The 16,832-nt window shown below is 62.6% G+C and carries 14 protein-coding genes and 3 tRNA genes; 14 read left to right on the top strand and 3 right to left on the bottom strand.

Going from position 1 to position 16,832, the window contains the following annotated elements; all coding sequences use genetic code 11:
• Positions 1-30: 30 nt before the first annotated feature.
• The gene (locus LB538_RS13000; protein ID WP_224532366.1) at positions 31-894 is read right to left on the bottom strand and encodes a TrmH family RNA methyltransferase; all 864 of its coding nucleotides are present in this window, start codon (positions 892-894) and stop codon (positions 31-33) included.
• Between the two features lie 199 nt (positions 895-1,093).
• Between LB538_RS13000 and LB538_RS13005 the strand changes: the two genes are divergently transcribed.
• Both LB538_RS13005 and LB538_RS13010 read left to right on the top strand, forming a co-directional pair.
• A tRNA-Tyr gene (locus LB538_RS13005) sits at positions 1,094-1,178 on the top strand.
• An 87-nt stretch (positions 1,179-1,265) separates the two neighbouring features.
• A tRNA-Gly gene (locus tag LB538_RS13010) sits at positions 1,266-1,339 on the top strand.
• Between the two features lie 71 nt (positions 1,340-1,410).
• On the opposite strand, the gene LB538_RS13015 is transcribed toward LB538_RS13010, so the two are convergent.
• Positions 1,411-1,866 carry a YidB family protein gene (locus LB538_RS13015; protein WP_224532367.1) on the bottom strand — a complete coding sequence of 152 codons (456 nt, stop codon included), beginning with the start codon at positions 1,864-1,866 and terminating at the stop codon, positions 1,411-1,413.
• Positions 1,867-1,996: 130 nt separating this feature from the next.
• Here LB538_RS13015 and LB538_RS13020 point away from each other — a divergent pair, with 130 nt between their 5' ends.
• Positions 1,997-2,254, top strand: coding sequence for a GlsB/YeaQ/YmgE family stress response membrane protein (locus LB538_RS13020; protein ID WP_224532368.1), 258 nt, complete (start codon positions 1,997-1,999; stop codon positions 2,252-2,254).
• Between the two features lie 71 nt (positions 2,255-2,325).
• On the opposite strand, the gene LB538_RS13025 is transcribed toward LB538_RS13020, so the two are convergent.
• A complete protein-coding gene (locus LB538_RS13025) occupies positions 2,326-3,213 on the bottom strand; it encodes a DMT family transporter (RefSeq protein ID WP_140842891.1) in 888 nt (295 codons plus the stop codon).
• A 228-nt stretch (positions 3,214-3,441) separates the two neighbouring features.
• On the opposite strand from LB538_RS13025, the gene tuf reads away from it, so the two are divergent.
• The 11 genes from tuf (at position 3,442) to rpoB (ending at position 16,733) form a co-directional block, all read left to right on the top strand.
• Positions 3,442-4,617 (top strand): elongation factor Tu, encoded by a 1,176-nt coding sequence (gene tuf, locus LB538_RS13030; protein WP_095765516.1) that lies wholly within the window; start codon positions 3,442-3,444, stop codon positions 4,615-4,617.
• A gap of 2,017 nt (positions 4,618-6,634) precedes the next feature.
• The gene (locus LB538_RS13040; RefSeq protein ID WP_224532647.1) at positions 6,635-7,120 is read left to right on the top strand and encodes a group II truncated hemoglobin; all 486 of its coding nucleotides are present in this window, start codon (positions 6,635-6,637) and stop codon (positions 7,118-7,120) included.
• 146 nt (positions 7,121-7,266) lie between these two features.
• Positions 7,267-7,342: transfer RNA gene (locus LB538_RS13045), tRNA-Trp, on the top strand.
• A gap of 378 nt (positions 7,343-7,720) precedes the next feature.
• Positions 7,721-8,380, top strand: a complete 660-nt coding sequence (locus LB538_RS13050; protein WP_224532653.1) for a cysteine hydrolase family protein — start codon at positions 7,721-7,723, stop codon at positions 8,378-8,380.
• A 493-nt stretch (positions 8,381-8,873) separates the two neighbouring features.
• Positions 8,874-9,077, top strand: coding sequence for a preprotein translocase subunit SecE (gene secE / locus LB538_RS13055; RefSeq protein ID WP_095765634.1), 204 nt, complete (start codon positions 8,874-8,876; stop codon positions 9,075-9,077).
• 27 nt (positions 9,078-9,104) lie between these two features.
• A complete protein-coding gene (gene nusG / locus LB538_RS13060; protein WP_095765525.1) occupies positions 9,105-9,632 on the top strand; it encodes a transcription termination/antitermination protein NusG in 528 nt (175 codons plus the stop codon).
• A gap of 190 nt (positions 9,633-9,822) precedes the next feature.
• Positions 9,823-10,251: a 50S ribosomal protein L11 gene (rplK, locus tag LB538_RS13065; RefSeq protein ID WP_095765524.1), complete on the top strand. Its 429-nt coding sequence runs from the start codon at positions 9,823-9,825 to the stop codon at positions 10,249-10,251.
• A 4-nt stretch (positions 10,252-10,255) separates the two neighbouring features.
• Complete coding sequence (rplA, locus tag LB538_RS13070; RefSeq protein ID WP_224532654.1) at positions 10,256-10,954, top strand: 50S ribosomal protein L1; 699 nt, start codon at positions 10,256-10,258, stop codon at positions 10,952-10,954.
• Between the two features lie 405 nt (positions 10,955-11,359).
• Positions 11,360-11,878 (top strand): 50S ribosomal protein L10, encoded by a 519-nt coding sequence (rplJ, locus tag LB538_RS13075; RefSeq protein ID WP_095765522.1) that lies wholly within the window; start codon positions 11,360-11,362, stop codon positions 11,876-11,878.
• A 54-nt stretch (positions 11,879-11,932) separates the two neighbouring features.
• On the top strand, positions 11,933-12,313 hold the full coding sequence (gene rplL, locus LB538_RS13080; RefSeq protein ID WP_059189560.1) for a 50S ribosomal protein L7/L12: 381 nt from the start codon (positions 11,933-11,935) through the stop codon (positions 12,311-12,313).
• A gap of 283 nt (positions 12,314-12,596) precedes the next feature.
• Positions 12,597-16,733, top strand: a complete 4,137-nt coding sequence (rpoB, locus tag LB538_RS13085) for a DNA-directed RNA polymerase subunit beta (RefSeq protein ID WP_095765521.1) — start codon at positions 12,597-12,599, stop codon at positions 16,731-16,733.
• Positions 16,734-16,832 lie beyond the last annotated feature (99 nt).

A 16,832-nucleotide genomic window follows, 5' to 3' on the forward strand; every position in this document is an offset into this window, starting at 1 on the left:
GTGTCCCGAATATTCGCTATTCGCTATTCGCTACTCCCTACTCGCTATGAATTTCCTCGCCGCATAAAGGCTCACCGCCGCCGCGTTCGAAACGTTGAGTGAGTGGATCGCGCCTGGCATGTCCAGGCGGGCGAGCGTCGTCACCGTCTCGCGGGTTTTCTGGCGCAGGCCCTTGCCTTCCGCGCCCAGCACCAGCGCGATCCTCTCGCCGGCGAAGGTTTTCTCCAGTTCGGCCGGCCCTTCCGAATCGAGCCCGATGGTTTGGAAACCGGCCTCATGCAGCTGTCCCAGCGCATCGGCGAGGTTCTTCACCTCGATCTGGTCGATATGCTCGAGCGCGCCGGAAGCGGATTTCGCCAGCACGCCCGATTCCTGCGGGCTGTGACGGGCAGCCGTGATCAGCGCGCCGGCGCCGAAGGCAACCGCGGAGCGCAGAATGGCGCCGACATTGTGCGGGTCCGTCACCTGGTCGAGCACCAGCACCAGCCTGGTGTCGCCAAGCGCGTCGAGACGCTTCGGCTTGAGCGGCTCGGCCTCGATCAGCACGCCCTGATGCACGGCGTCCGATCCGGTGATCCTGTCGATGTCCTTCGGTTCGACCAGCTCGGCCTTGAAGGGCAGGGCGGCAAGGTCGGGAATCGAAAGCCGCTCGGCGGCGTTGCGCGTCACCAGCATCGTCCTGATCTTGCGCCGCGGATTGTCGAGCGCGGCCCGCACCGTATGTAGGCCGTAAAGCCGCACCAGCCCGTCGGCGGCAGCCTCGCCCGGCGGCACCGGCTGGCGCGGCCGGAATGCCGGCGCGCCGCCTGCCTTCTGGTCGCGATGCGCGCGCCTTAGCTTGGCGTAGTGGGTGTCCTTGCGCGAGCCGGACTTGTTGCTTTTATCGTCGCTCATGACGGCCTCTATAGCCGTCCCGTCCGGCTAAGGATATGGGCTGGACAAATGAATGCCGAACATCCTCGAAAAACCCTGGCCGCGCCGGTTGACACCCACCGGCCTTGCCGCCATAAGGCGCTTCGCTGATTTCGGAGAAGATCTTACTCGGGCTCCGGATCGGCGGAAATGCCTCGTTGCATGGCTCCGGCGGCAGACTGGAGAGGTGCCCGAGTGGTTAAAGGGGACGGACTGTAAATCCGTTGGCTTAGCCTACGTTGGTTCGAATCCAACCCTCTCCACCACTGCCGGCCCGGAAGCCCTGAAACGAAAAGTCTCGGACCGAAAATGCGTGGCGCTTTTCGGATGAATCCGGTACCTCAGTGCAAGGCGCGGGTATAGCTCAGTGGTAGAGCAGCAGCCTTCCAAGCTGAATATGCGGGTTCGATTCCCGCTACCCGCTCCAGATTTCTTCCCGAGAATCCTCAAATGAAACGCCGCGCGCCGTGGCACGCGGCGCGCTAGCAGGCCACTTCCCTAGCTGTTGAAGGCTGAAACGACCTGATGGTGCTGCGGGATTTGGCCGTTCGGCGTCAGCTTGTCGACGATGCCGGGCAGCGCCGTGGAGAGCTGCTGCAGCAATTCCTGCTCGCTCATCCCGGTGCGCTGCGCGATCTCGCGGATCACCGAGGGCCCGAGCGCCGAGCCGAGATCACCCGGGTTGATCGGTTGGTTCTGGCCGGTACCGACCCAGGAGTCGGCGACATTGCCGTGGCCAGCGTTCTTGAGCTTGTCGAGCAGGCCGCCGAGACCGCCGAGCAGGCCGCCATCGGCGGACACGTCGGTTCCCGCAGGCGTCGGCGCCGGCGCTTGCGGCGCGGCCGCCTCTTCGCTTCTGCCGCTCAGCATCTTGCCGACCAAAAGCGCGCCGAGCGCGATCATCAGGGGTTTGGTGATGTTGCCGCCCGGAACGGCATTGTCGAAAAGGCCCATAATGGATCTCCTTGTCCAGCCAAGTCCGCCCGGCCCCAGAATGGCGCAAACAGGCGGAATTTCAAGCTGACTTGAGCTTTTGACAATCATGTGACCATGATGGCGCGGCGGGGGAATTTTGGAGGGAATTATGGGCATCATCAGCTGGATCATTCTCGGCCTTATCGCCGGGTTCATCGGCAGCAAGATCGTCAACAAGACAGGCCAGGGCATGATCATGGATATCGTGCTCGGCATTGTCGGCGCCATCGTTGGCGGGTTGATCTTCAGCGCCTTTGGCTCGTCGGGTGTCACCGGTCTCAACATCTGGAGCCTGATCGTGGCCGTGATCGGCTCGATCGTCGTGCTTTGGGCCTATCACCAGATTTCCGGCAAGCGCACGCTGTAGAAGGCCAGGGATCAGCCAGTAGGCTGCTGGAGGTCGGCCCGGTCGGGTCGACCCAGGCTGGAGGCGCGCCATCAGGCGACCATGGCCAGCCGGCGTTTTCTTTCGTCGAGCGAGACGATGGCGAGACCGCTGGCTAGCACCAGCAGGATGCCGCAGACCGCGAGCGCGTTAGGAAATTGTCCGAACACCAGCAGGCCCGAAATGACCGCCCAGACGGTGAAGCAGTAATAGAAGGGCGCGACCGCGCTTGTCGGCCCGACCCGGTAGGCCATGAAGATGAAGAAATGGCCGAAGATCAGGAACAGGCCGGCGCCGGCGATCAGGAGCAGATGATGTCCTTCGGGCATCACCCATTGTTCGGAGACAAGGTGCGCCGCGCCTGAACCGGCCAGCACCACCACGACCGCGGAGATGGCGACGATCATGCCCGGCACTTCGGCGCCCACCTTGCGCCCGGCAAGGTCGCGCACCGCCGCGAAGGCGGCGTTGCCGAGCGCCAGCAGCGCATAAACCGAAATGCCCTGCATCGTCGGCTGCGCCACCATGAGCGCCCCGACAAAGCCAAGGCCGATCAGCGCCATGCGCGTGGCGCCGATCTTTTCGCCGAACAGCATCGAGGAGCCGACCAGCACGATGAGCGGCGTGACTTGCCCGAGCGCGGTGGAATCCGCGATCTGCATGTTGGCTAAAGCGACGACGTAACACAGGATCGCCAGCAGCTCGAACAAGTTGCGGCGCAGCACCTTGCGCTCGAAGAGCAGCGGGATCTGCCTGGCATAGCCCAGCATCAGAAGCAGCGGCACGCCCCACAGCGTGGCGGCAGCACCCCGCAGCAGGAGAACTTCATAAGGCGGCAATCCGACGGTGGCGAGCTTCATCATCGTGTCGTTGACGAGGTAGGACCCCGTCGAGACGATCATGAACAGCGGGCCGCGGATATTGGATGGAATGAACTGCATCCGGCGAACAAGATCAGAGCGGCGTCGTGGCGGCAATGGGCCAGGCCGGAGCCTTTGATTTTACACGCGGCAGCCCTATATCCGCGCCATATCCCACCGAAATCGACCATTGGTTCGGGTCGAGCAAGAATCCGCTCAGCCACAAGGTACTTGTGTTTTTCAGCCGTTGTCGCTAATCGCCCCGCATTCGACTGAACTGAAGGTCAAGGCCGTCCAAGGAAAGAGACTATGGCAAAAGGTAAATTCGAGCGCACCAAGCCGCATGTGAACATTGGCACGATCGGTCACGTCGATCATGGCAAGACGTCGCTGACGGCGGCGATCACGAAGTATTTTGGCGAATACAAGCGCTATGACCAGATTGACGCGGCACCGGAAGAGAAGGCGCGCGGCATCACGATCTCGACGGCGCATGTCGAGTATGAGACGGCCAACCGTCACTATGCCCATGTCGACTGCCCCGGCCACGCCGACTATGTGAAGAACATGATCACGGGTGCGGCGCAGATGGACGGCGCGATCCTGGTGGTTTCGGCCGCCGACGGCCCGATGCCGCAGACCCGCGAGCACATCCTGCTTGCCCGCCAGGTCGGCGTGCCCTCGATCGTGGTGTTCCTGAACAAGGTCGACCAGGTCGACGACGCCGAGCTGCTGGAGCTGGTCGAGCTCGAGGTTCGCGAGCTTCTGTCGAAGAACGAGTTCCCCGGCGACGACATTCCGATCGTCAAGGGTTCGGCGCTGGCTGCGTTGGAAGATTCCAACAAGACCATCGGCGAGGACGCCATTCGCGAGCTGATGGCGCAGGTCGACGCCTATATCCCGACGCCGGTTCGTCCGCTGGACAAGCCGTTCCTGATGCCGATCGAGGACGTGTTCTCGATCTCGGGCCGCGGCACGGTTGTGACCGGCCGCGTCGAGCGCGGCGTGGTCAAGGTCGGCGAGGAGCTGGAGATCGTCGGCATCCGTCCGACCACCAAGACGACCTGCACGGGCGTTGAGATGTTCCGCAAGCTGCTCGACCAGGGTCAGGCCGGCGACAACATCGGCGCGCTGCTGCGCGGCGTCGACCGTGAAGGCGTGGAGCGCGGCCAGGTTCTGGCCAAGCCCGGCACGGTCAAGCCGCACAAGAAGTTCGTGGCCGAAGCCTACATCCTGACCAAGGACGAGGGCGGCCGTCACACGCCGTTCTTCACCAACTACCGTCCGCAGTTCTACTTCCGCACGACGGACGTGACGGGCATCGTGACGCTGCCGGCCGGCACCGAGATGGTGATGCCCGGCGACAACATCACCGTCGACGTCGAGCTGATCGTGCCGATCGCGATGGAAGAGAAGCTGCGCTTCGCCATCCGTGAAGGCGGCCGCACCGTCGGTGCCGGCATCGTCGTCACCATCAAGGAATAATCGATCCGGCCACTGCCGGTTCGACAAGGAAAGGGCGGTCTTCGGGCCGCCCTTTTGTTTGAAGCAGTGCTGCCAAGCCCTTTTCAATTCTGTTGCAACCACCGGCGCCGCAACTAGTATGGTTGCACCGAGGGGCTTGCCAGACGTGGTTTCCACATTCCGTTCAAAGACCATGCGGTGTTGGCGCGGGCTGCTTCGGCTGGGATTGGCCGCCGCGATGGGGCTGGCCGCCTTCGGCGCCGGCGCAAAGGAAGAGCCGCCGGACTACGGTCCGACCATGCGCTTCGTCGTGGTGCGCAGCAGCGCGCCGGGCTGCGAGCCGAACTGCCCGGAATGGATTTCTGCCGAAGGCACGATCGAGGCCGGCACGCCGGCGCTACTGAAACGCCTGCTGAAGACGCTCGGCGGGCGGCAATTGCCCATCGTCGTCAATTCTCCCGGCGGCAATGTCGATGCCGCGCTGCAGCTTGGCCGCATGGTCCGCAAGAACAAGCTCGATATCGCGGTCGGCATCACGGAATTTTCCGGCTGCTCGCCGGGGACGAAAAATTGCCGGGACAATGACGGCAAGGGTCAGCCCTATTCCGGCGTCGCTTACGACAGCGGCGCGATGTGCAATTCGGCCTGTCCGCTGATGTTTGCCGGCGGCATCCACCGCGTCGTCGGCGAATGGGCCTATCTCGGCGTCCATCAGATCACCACCACCTACCAGCGCGAAAAACTGCTCTACCGCACCACCTACCGGGTTGTGAACGGCAAGAAGAAGATCATCGGCACCAAGATCGTCAGCCGCAAGAATGCCGGCAGCTACAAGACCTATGAGATGAGCAAGGCGATCGAGAAGCGGCTGTCGGCCTATTTGAAGGAGATGGGCGTCGAGCAGGGCGTGCTGGGCGTGATGAAGGCCACACCTGCCAGCGACATCAGGCAGATCGAGCCCGATGACATGCTGGAGATGAAGCTCGTGACCAGCCTCGATTCGCTCGATCTGCTGACGGAGAGAACCATTTGCCAGCGCCATCCGGCACCGGCGAATTGTCGCGAGATTCCCGCGAACGGCGCGCCCGTCGCGGTCGCGGCAGTAGAGGCCGGACCTTCTTATACAGCGCCGGCGCCGCCGCCGACACCGCAAGCCCACGAACAGCAGATGCGTTTCGTTCTTGTTCGCGGCAGCAACCCGCTATGCAATCCCGATTGTCCGGAATGGATTTCGGCGGAAGGCACGATCGCCGCAGATACGGCCGACAAGCTGCGCCAGCTGCTCGATACAATCCGTGAGCGCCGGTTGCCGGTCGTAATCAACTCGCCGGGTGGAGATGTGCAGGCTGCGCTCGCCGCGGGCAGGCTGATCCGCGAGCACGGCTTGGATATCGCGGTCGCCCGAACGGATTTTCTCGACTGCGATCCGGGCGCCGTGGGGTGCGTCGCGGCCGACGGTCTCCATGCCGGGCTCACCATAGATGCCGGCGCCGAATGCGACGCCGCCTGCGCGGTGATGGTCGCCGGCGGCGTCCGGCGCCTCGTTGGCGACGGTGCGCGCTTCCTCGTGCATTCCATGGGCATGGAAGACAAGGTCAGGGCCTATCTCGACGAGATGGCGGTCGGCTCGGGCTTTTTCGCCGCCATGCAGTCGGCCGAATATGCAAAGCACAGGGAACTCAGCCGGGACGAACTGAAGACATTCGGGCTGACGACCGGACCGCAATCGGTGGACGCGCTGACGGGCGCCACCATTTGCAGATCCGCACCCAGGCCGGACAATTGCCGGGCTCTTCCGTCCGCCGATGCCGAGGCGAAGGCGCCGGCGAAGCTGTAGATCAGGATGACGTTTCGGTGAATCGCCATCCTGATCTAACTCTTTGTTGGAGCATGATCTTCTCCGAAAACCGGTTTCCACTTTTTGCATTCGCTGACCTTCGGTTCGGGATCATGCTCTAGCTGCGCACTGGCCATCGAGGCAGGTTGAGCGGGGCAGGGCGCTGCCGCTATCTTGCTGTATGCACAGGGAGGAGCGGCGATGAGCGAGGACATCCCGACTTTGTACGAATGGGCCGGCGGCAGCGAGGCGCTGAACCGGCTGACCCGGACCTTTTATGACAAGGTGGCGGCAGATCCGGTCGTCGGGCCGGTGTTCAGGATGATGTCGCCGGATCACCCGATGCATGTCGCCGCCTTCGTCGGCGAGGTCTTCGGCGGCCCGAAGACCTACAGCGAGAAGCATGGCGGCCATCGCGAGATGGTGATGCATCATCTCGGCAAGCATCTGACCGAGGAGCAGCGCCGCCGCTGGATCAATCTCCTTGCCGACGCGGCGGATGAGGTCGGCCTGCCCGATGACCCCGAGTTCCGCTCGGCCTTCATGGGCTATGTCGAATGGGGATCGCGGCTGGCGAAGATGAACTCGAATCTGGGCGAGACCTGCGATCCCGAGACCGAGCCGATGCCCGCCTGGGGCTGGGGCGTGCCGGGCGGGCCATACAAGCCGCCGGCCGGCAAGTCGTAGGCGCGGGGGTTGTTTGGCGAGCGCGATCGGTCGCCGGCGGTAATGGAATCCAGATTTCCGGCAAAGGGTTTCAAAACCACTGCAGAGTGCTCTTTACAGAGCGCACGGAAGCTTTTAGGAAGCGCCTGCGCCGAACAAGCGCATGCACGGGCATAGCTCAGTTGGTAGAGCGGCGGTCTCCAAAACCGCAGGTCGTAGGTTCGAGCCCTGCTGCCCGTGCCATTCCTTCAAGAGGGCAGGCATCTGGCAACCGCCCTCTCGATCGCCGAAATCAGCCTTTTCTTCCGCGCGTCTGCCGGCCCTTGAGGTCATCTACCTGCCGGCCCGTGTCGCGGGCCTGTGAGTGGCAAAATCGTTGCGCCTTAAGACCAACGATGTAAGGTTTCGTCCTTAGCGCTTGACTGCAACCGCTGTTCTTAGGCCGCCAAGCAGGGATGTAACTCTCCCCTTTCTTGACGCAACGTAGGTGGCGGGTCTTGATAGCCAAGGGCGCAAAGAGCGACACCTCTTTCTGGTGGGAGGACAAAAATACATCCCCTGGTTATCGACGCGAAGCCTCAACCTATTTCGATTGATCTTGCTAACGCCGCAGTTCTCGTCGTGGACATGCAGAATGACTTCGGCTCGCAAGGTGGAATGTTCGACAGAGCCGGAATCGATATCTCCGGTATTCAACGGGCTGTCGGCCCTACGGCCAGAGTAATAGCTGCCGCTCGCGGTTTGAGAGTGCCGGTTATCTATCTGAAGATGGGTTATTGTTCCGACCTCTCGGACCTTGGGACATCGGACGCCCCCAACCGTCTCCGACATCTCCAGATCTTTGGGGTCGGTGAGAGCATCACGGCCCCGGATGGCAGCGAGAGCCGGATTCTGATCCGCGACACCTGGGGAACGGATATTGTTAACGACCTCAAGCCAGAGGCAGGGGATGTGGTCGTCTACAAAACGCGGTTCAGCGGTTTCTACGAGACCGAACTCGATTCGGTTCTGAAAACCGCAGGTATCAAACACCTCATCGTGACAGGATGCACGACCAGCGTGTGCGTGGAATCGACAATTCGGGATGCCTTCTTTAGGGACTACCACTGCATACTGCTGACGGATTGCACCAGCGAGCCCATCGCCTGGGACGCATCAAGGAGCAATCATGAAGCCTCGATCACGCTCGTGCAGATACTCTTCGGATGGACATCGACGTCCGACGATTTCCTGAAGGCGATCGAGGAGCGAGTTCAGGGACGTCTTGAACTAGCCGAATGAGCTGACGAGGCGGCGTATCGCCACGATCCGCGCCTTCTCTTTCGGTAGCCACGTCGTCGACCCGAACCCGTCAAGATCTCCAGCCGACGGACCGGTTCCTCCTCCTGGATTTAAGCTTAATCTCTGAAATCGTCATATGTCGAGACCTTCAAGGCTCCGCAGCGGCCGCTCCGGCGTTGAAAATCGGCGGACGGCTTGCCATATGGCAGGAATTGGGGCATAAGCCCCGTATAGCCGGGACGGGACGACTGGATGGTTCCGAGGCGGCGTTGAGACATAAAGCGGACCCTTGCCACTTGCGTGGATTAAGAATCGGTTTTATGTAGACAAGACAGACACGCGACGCGTGGAGCTGGGAAGCCGGCTTTACGCGTCTGATTTGCGTGGGTGAAATAGCGGCGCTGATTCGCGCCGCATGGAGCCCAGGCGGCACGTCCCGGTCAGCGGGATCATCCAGGAGGCCCGGCCAACGGGTCTCGAAAACAGGCGGCGCATGGCTTCGAAAACCACTAATCCCTTCACCTTTCTCCAGCAGGTTCGCGCGGAGACGGCCAAGGTGACATGGCCTTCGCGGCGCGAAACCATGATCTCGACCGTGATGGTCCTGATATTCGCGGTGATCGCGATGCTGTTCTTCTTCGCTGCCGATATTCTGATGGGCTATGCGATCGAGTGGATCCTGGGTCTCGGGCATTAATTCGGCGGATTACGGAGAGGTCGTGAAATGACTGCGCGGTGGTATATCGTCCACGCCTATTCGAACTTCGAGAAGAAGGTCGCCGAGGACATCGAGAACAAGGCCAAGCAGAAGGGCTTGGCCGGGGACATTGAGCAGATCGTGGTCCCGACCGAGAAGGTTGTCGAGATCCGTCGCGGCCGCAAGGTCGATGCCGAGCGCAAGTTCTTCCCGGGCTACGTGCTCTTGAAGGCAAATCTGACCGACGCCGTGTTCTCGCTGGTCAAGAACACGCCGAAGGTCACCGGCTTCCTGGGCGACTCCAAGCCCGTGCCGATCACCGAGACCGAGGCGCAGCGCATCCTGAACCAGGTCCAGGAAGGCGTCGAGCGGCCGAAGCCTTCGGTCACCTTCGAGATCGGCGAGGCTATTCGCGTTTCGGACGGTCCTTTCGCGTCGTTCAACGGCGTCGTCCAGGAGGTGGATGAGGAGCGGGCTCGCCTCAAGGTGGAAGTTTCGATCTTCGGGCGCGCCGTGCCCGTCGATCTGGAGTTCGGGCAGGTCGAAAAGGGCTGATCCGCATACCCGCGCCCGAAAGGGCGTCGGGATACCGCGCCGTAAGGCGTCGGGTGGCGGCGTGAACAGACGCCGCATGAACGGGTGGGAGGCGAAGGCGGCATAGCCGGCCGTCGGAACCGCACCACCAGACTGCAACCGCCGCGTTTCCCGGGTAACGGGGCCGGCATGAGAAAAGGCAGGAATAGAGATGGCTAAGAAAGTTGCAGGCCAGCTCAAGCTCCAGGTTGCCGCGGGCTCGGCCACGCCGTCGCCCCCGATCGGCCCGGCGCTTGGTCAGCGCGGCATCAACATCATGGAATTCTGCAAGGCGTTCAACGCGCAGACCCAGGAGCTAGAGAAGGGATCGCCGATCCCGGTCGTCATCACCTACTACCAGGACAAGTCGTTCACCTTCGTCATGAAGACGCCGCCGGTGAGCTACTTCCTGAAGAAGGCCGCCAACCTGAAGTCGGGCTCCAAGGAGCCGGGCAAGGTCAAGGCCGGCACGATCAGCCGCGACAAGGTGCGCGCGATCGCCGAGCAGAAGATGAAGGACCTGAACGCAAACGACGTCGAGGCGGCCATGCGCATGGTCGAGGGCTCCGCCCGCTCGATGGGCCTGGAAGTGGTGGGCTAAGATCATGGCAAAGATTGCAAAGCGTGTTGCCAAGAGCCGCGAAGGCATCGATCCGAACAAGGCTTACGGCCTCTCCGAGGCGCTGCAGCTCCTCAAGGACCGGTCCGCGGTGAAGTTCGACGAGACCGTCGAAATCTCGATGAACCTCGGCGTCGATCCGCGCCATGCCGACCAGATGGTCCGCGGCGTGGTCAATCTGCCGAACGGCACCGGCCGCTCGGTGCGCGTCGCCGTGTTTGCGCGTGGCGACAAGGCCGAGGAAGCCAAGGCCGCCGGCGCCGATATCGTCGGCGCCGAGGACCTTGTCGACATCGTCCAGAAGGGCACGATCGATTTCGATCGCTGCATCGCCACGCCGGACATGATGCCGCTGGTCGGTCGTCTGGGTAAGGTTCTCGGCCCGCGCGGCATGATGCCGAACCCGAAGGTCGGCACTGTGACCACCGATGTGGCCGCGGCCGTCAAGGCTTCGAAAGGCGGCGCCGTCGAGTTCCGCGTCGAGAAGGCCGGCATCGTCCAGGCCGGCGTCGGCAAGGTCTCGTTCGACGTCAAGGCGCTGGAAGAAAATGTCCGCGCCTTCGCCGACGCGGTGACCAAGGCCAAGCCCGCGGGCGCCAAGGGCAACTACGTCAAGAAGGTGTCGGTCACCTCGACGATGGGCCCCGGCCTCAAGCTCGACATCGCGACGCTCGCCGCGTCGTAAGTGTCGGCCGATCGGGTAAGGCCGATCGCAAGGGCATGATCCTGAAAAGCGGGAACATGCTCCAGCAAGAAAGAATTCCGGACCGCCGATCCGTCGGCGGCCCGGTACCCGGAAGCCGAAAGGTTTCCGGATATCCTGTCCGAGATTGCAGGCGGCCCAAAAGCCTTAATTCGATTGGGCCTGCATGAGACGGGTGAAGACCCGACAAAGGAGCCAAGCTCCAATGAAAGGTTCGAACCGTGTTTGCCTTTTGTCTGCGCACTATCCGGCGTGCCGGCTGGTGTGGCGAAAGGGGGCAGGATCCTCGAGCGTCGTTCGGGAGATCCGTTACTGGATGGCCCGGCCGGCAAAAGGCAACCGACGCCTGACCTCGTCAATGGGGCAGGGGTCAACTGGAGATAGGCAGTGGACAGAGCGGAAAAACGCGAACTCGTCACGGGCCTGAATGATGCGTTTTCAAGCGCTGGTTCAGTCGTCGTGGCCCACTACGCCGGTATCACCGTCGCGCAAATGAACGACCTTCGGTCGAAGATGCGCGCCGCCGGTGGCACCGTCAAAGTCGCGAAGAACCGTCTCGCCAAGATCGCTCTTCAGGGCACGGACTCCGCATCGATCATCGATCTGTTCAAGGGACAGACGCTGGTCGCTTATTCGGAGGATCCGATTGCGGCGCCGAAGGTCGCGTCCGATTTCGCCAAGGGGAATGACAAGTTGATCATTCTCGGTGGCGCGATGGGTGCGACCTCGCTCGACGCCGACGGTGTGAAGGCACTCGCCACACTACCGTCGCTCGACGAGCTGCGCGCCAAGCTGGTTGGCATGATCGCCACGCCGGCTACCCGGATCGCCCAGATCGTCAATGCGCCCGCGGCTTCGGTCGCGCGTGTCATCGGCGCTTACGCCCGGAAGGACGAGGCGGCATGAGGCCGTTCCTCGCTGTCAACAACACACGTTCGAACCTAGTGAAGGAATACAAAAATGGCTGATCTTGCAAAGATCGTAGACGACCTTTCGAAGCTGACCGTCCTCGAGGCGGCCGAGCTGTCGAAGCTCCTGGAAGAGAAGTGGGGCGTTTCGGCCGCCGCTCCGGTGGCGGTTGCCGCTGCCGGCGGCGCTGGTGCCGCTGCCGCTGCTCCGGCTGAAGAGAAGACGGAATTCGACGTCGTTCTCGCCGATGCCGGCGCCCAGAAGATCAACGTCATCAAGGAAGTCCGCGCCATCACCGGCCTTGGCCTCAAGGAAGCCAAGGACCTGGTCGAAGCGGCTCCGAAGCCGGTCAAGGAAGGCGTTTCCAAGGCCGACGCCGACAAGTTCAAGGCTCAGCTGGAAGCAGCTGGCGCCAAGGTCGAGCTGAAGTAAGCCTGTTAGGCGAGGGCGGACGGTCTCGCGCCGTCCGCCCCCTCCCTTGGACTGAGGGAGGGTTCTGTCACGCGAGGCGTTTGAAAACCTCTTTCCTGAGGGCCGAAAAGCGGCCCTCCGGAAACGGGTTTTCTCCCGTTTTAGCCGGTAGCCGCCAAGCGATTGGCCCAAGAAATTGGCAGGGGCGGCCGGAAAAACAGATAGGGGCAGCCGCCGAGGCAGCCCGTTGGTGCAAGGCGAGCCGCGGCGAGGTTCGTCCCGAGTTTATAGCTAAGGAGCGACGATGGCCCAGACCCAGACTTTCAATGGCCGCAGACGCGTACGCAAGTTCTTCGGAAAGATCCCGGAAGTTGCGGAGATGCCGAACCTCATTGAGGTCCAGAAGGCATCCTATGACCAGTTCCTGATGGTGGACGAGCCCAAGGGCGGCCGTCCGGACGAAGGACTGCAGGCCGTTTTCAAGTCGGTCTTCCCGATCTCCGACTTTTCCGGCTCCTCGATGCTGGAGTTCGTGAAGTACGAGTTCGAGGCACCGAAATTCGACGTTGACGAGTGCCGTCAGCGCGACCTGACCTATGCTGCGCCGCTGAAGGTGACGCTGCGCCTCATCGTGTTCGATATCGACGAGGATACCGGCGCCAAGTCGATCAAGGACATCAAGGAGCAGGACGTCTACATGGGCGACATGCCGCTCATGACGTCGAACGGCACCTTCATCGTCAACGGCACCGAGCGCGTCATCGTCTCGCAGATGCACCGTTCGCCGGGCGTCTTCTTCGACCATGACAAGGGCAAGTCGCACTCGTCGGGCAAGCTTCTGTTTGCCGCGCGTGTCATTCCCTACCGCGGTTCGTGGCTCGACATCGAGTTCGACTCCAAGGATGTCGTGCATGCCCGCATCGACCGCCGCCGCAAGATTCCGGTGACGTCGCTGCTGATGGCGCTCGGCATGGACGGCGAGGAGATCCTGTCGACCTTCTACAACAAGATCACCTATAAGCGCGCCGGCGACCACTGGCGGATTCCGTTCAACGTCGAGCGTTTCCGCGGCCTCAAGGCCGTCGGCGACCTGGTCGACGCCGATACCGGCGAGATCGTGGTCGAGCAAGGCAAGAAGATCACCGCCCGCCAGGCACGTCAGCTCGGCGAGAAGGGTCTCAAGGCCATCAAGGCGACCGACGAGGACCTGCTTGGCAACTACCTTGCCGAGGACATCGTCAACTACGGCACCGGCGAGATATTCCTCGAAGCCGGCGACGAGATCGACGACAAGACGCTGAAGGTGCTGCTCAGCACCGGCGAGGACGAGATCCAGATCCTGGACATCGACCACGTTAATGTCGGCGCCTACATCCGCAACACGCTCAACGTCGACAAGAACGAGAGCCGCCAGGACGCGCTGTTCGACATCTACCGTGTCATGCGCCCGGGCGAGCCGCCGACGCTCGAGACCGCCGAAGCCATGTTCAACTCGCTGTTCTTCGACAGCGAGCGCTACGATCTGTCGGCCGTAGGCCGCGTCAAGATGAACATGCGCCTCGAGCTCAAGGCTGAGGACACCGTGCGCGTCCTGCGCAAGGAAGATATCCTGGCCGTGGTCAAGACGCTGGTCGAGCTGCGTGACGGCAAGGGCGAGATCGACGACATCGACAATCTCGGCAACCGCCGCGTGCGTTCGGTCGGCGAGTTGATGGAGAACCAGTACCGCGTCGGCCTACTGCGCATGGAGCGCGCGATCAAGGAACGCATGTCCTCGATCGAGATCGACACGGTCATGCCGCAGGACCTGATCAACGCCAAGCCGGCGGCCGCCGCCGTGCGTGAGTTCTTCGGTTCCTCGCAGCTGTCGCAGTTCATGGACCAGACCAACCCGCTCTCGGAGATCACCCACAAGCGTCGCCTGTCGGCGCTTGGACCGGGCGGTCTGACCCGCGAGCGCGCCGGCTTCGAGGTGCGTGACGTGCATCCGACGCATTACGGCCGCATCTGCCCGATCGAGACGCCGGAAGGCCCGAATATCGGTCTGATCAACTCTTTGGCCACTTTTGCGCGCGTCAACAAGTACGGCTTCATCGAAAGCCCGTACCGCAAGATCGTGGGCGGCAAGCTGACCAACGAGGTTGTCTACCTGTCGGCGATGGAAGAGGCCAAGCACTATGTCGCGCAGGCCAACGCCGAGCTCGACAAGAACGGCAGTTTTGTCGACGAGTTCGTCATTTGCCGTAATGCCGGCGAAGTGATGATGGCGCCTCGCGAGAACGTCGACCTGATGGACGTCTCGCCGAAGCAGATGGTGTCCGTCGCGGCAGCGCTCATCCCGTTCCTCGAGAACGACGACGCCAACCGCGCGCTGATGGGCTCGAACATGCAGCGTCAGGCCGTGCCGCTGGTGCGCGCTGAAGCGCCGTTCGTCGGCACCGGCATGGAGCCGGTCGTCGCCCGCGACTCGGGCGCTGCCATCGGCGCCCGCCGAGGCGGCGTGGTCGACCAGGTGGATGCCACCCGTATCGTCATCCGCGCCACGGAAGATCTCGATCCCGGCAAGTCCGGCGTCGATATCTACCGGCTGATGAAGTTCCAGCGTTCGAACCAGAACACCTGCATCAACCAGCGTCCGCTGGTGCGCATGGGCGACCGCGTCAACAAGGGCGACATCATTGCCGACGGTCCGTCGACCGAGCTCGGCGATCTGGCGCTCGGCCGCAACGTGCTGGTCGCGTTCATGCCGTGGAACGGCTACAACTACGAGGACTCGATCCTGCTCTCCGAGCGCATCGTGGCCGACGACGTCTTCACCTCGATCCATATCGAGGAGTTCGAGGTCATGGCGCGCGACACCAAGCTCGGGCCGGAGGAAATCACGCGCGACATTCCGAACGTTTCGGAAGAGGCGCTGAAAAACCTCGACGAGGCCGGCATCGTCTATATCGGTGCTGAAGTGCAGCCGGGCGACATCCTGGTCGGCAAGATCACGCCGAAGGGCGAAAGCCCGATGACGCCGGAAGAAAAGCTCCTGCGCGCCATCTTCGGCGAAAAGGCCTCGGACGTTCGCGACACCTCCATGCGCATGCCTCCGGGCACCTTCGGCACGGTCGTCGAAGTGCGCGTCTTCAACCGCCACGGCGTGGAGAAGGACGAGCGCGCGATGGCGATCGAGCGCGAGGAGATCGAGCGTCTGGCCAAGGACCGCGACGACGAACAGGCGATCCTCGACCGCAACGTCTATGCGCGTCTTTCCGACGTGCTGGTCGGCAAGGAGGCGATCGCCGGACCGAAGGGCTTCAAGAAGGGCTCGAAGCTGTCGAAGGACACGCTCGACGAGTATCCGCGTTCGCAGTGGTGGCAGTTCGCCGTGGAGAACGAGAAGCTCCAGGGCGAGCTCGAGGCTCTGCGCGGCCAGTACGACGAGTCCAAGAAGGCGCTCGAGCAGCGCTTCATGGACAAGGTCGAGAAGGTGCAGCGCGGCGACGAAATGCCTCCGGGCGTCATGAAGATGGTCAAGGTCTTCGTGGCGGTGAAGCGCAAGATGCAGCCGGGCGACAAGATGGCCGGCCGTCACGGCAACAAGGGTGTCGTGTCGCGCATCGTTCCGGTCGAGGACATGCCTTTCCTCGAGGACGGAACGCATGCCGATATCGTGCTCAACCCGCTGGGTGTGCCGAGCCGCATGAATGTCGGCCAGATCCTGGAAACGCATCTGGGCTGGGCTTGCGCCGGCATGGGCAGGAAGATCGGCGAGCTGATCGACGCGTACAAGGGTGGCGGCGACATCAAGCCGCTGCGCAAGACGCTGGAAAGCTTCATGCCGGCCAATGACCGCAACGAGCCGATCCGCGAGTATGACGACGAGAGCATCGTTCGCCTGAGCGAGCAGATGCGCCGCGGCGTCTCGATCGCGACACCGGTGTTCGACGGCGCGCATGAGGCCGACATCAACACCATGCTGGAGCAGGCTGGCCTGCACACCAGCGGTCAGTCGCAGCTCTATGACGGCCGCACCGGCGAGCCGTTCGATCGCAAGGTGACGATGGGCTATATCTATATGCTCAAGCTGCATCACCTGGTGGACGACAAGATCCACGCGCGTTCGATCGGTCCGTACTCGCTCGTCACCCAGCAGCCGCTGGGCGGCAAGGCGCAGTTCGGCGGTCAGCGCTTCGGCGAAATGGAAGTCTGGGCGCTCGAAGCCTACGGCGCGGCCTACACGCTGCAGGAAATGCTGACGGTGAAGTCGGACGACGTCGCCGGCCGCACCAAGGTCTACGAGGCGATCGTGCGCGGCGACGACACGTTCGAGGCGGGCATCCCCGAGAGCTTCAACGTTCTCGTCAAGGAAATGCGCTCGCTCGGCCTCAATGTCGAGCTGGAGAACACCCAGGTCGAAGAGACCCCGACGCGTCTGCCCGACGCAGCCGAGTAAGGCATTGGCGCGCCGCGTTCTAAGCGCGGCGCGCCCTGAGCATGATCCCGAAAGGCGGTTACCGGTTTTCGGCCGCGATCATGCTCAACCAAGAAGTCT

Origin of the sequence: Mesorhizobium sp. Ca11 (assembly GCF_020165275.1) — a bacterium.
In the GTDB taxonomy this organism is placed as follows: domain Bacteria; phylum Pseudomonadota; class Alphaproteobacteria; order Rhizobiales; family Rhizobiaceae; genus Mesorhizobium.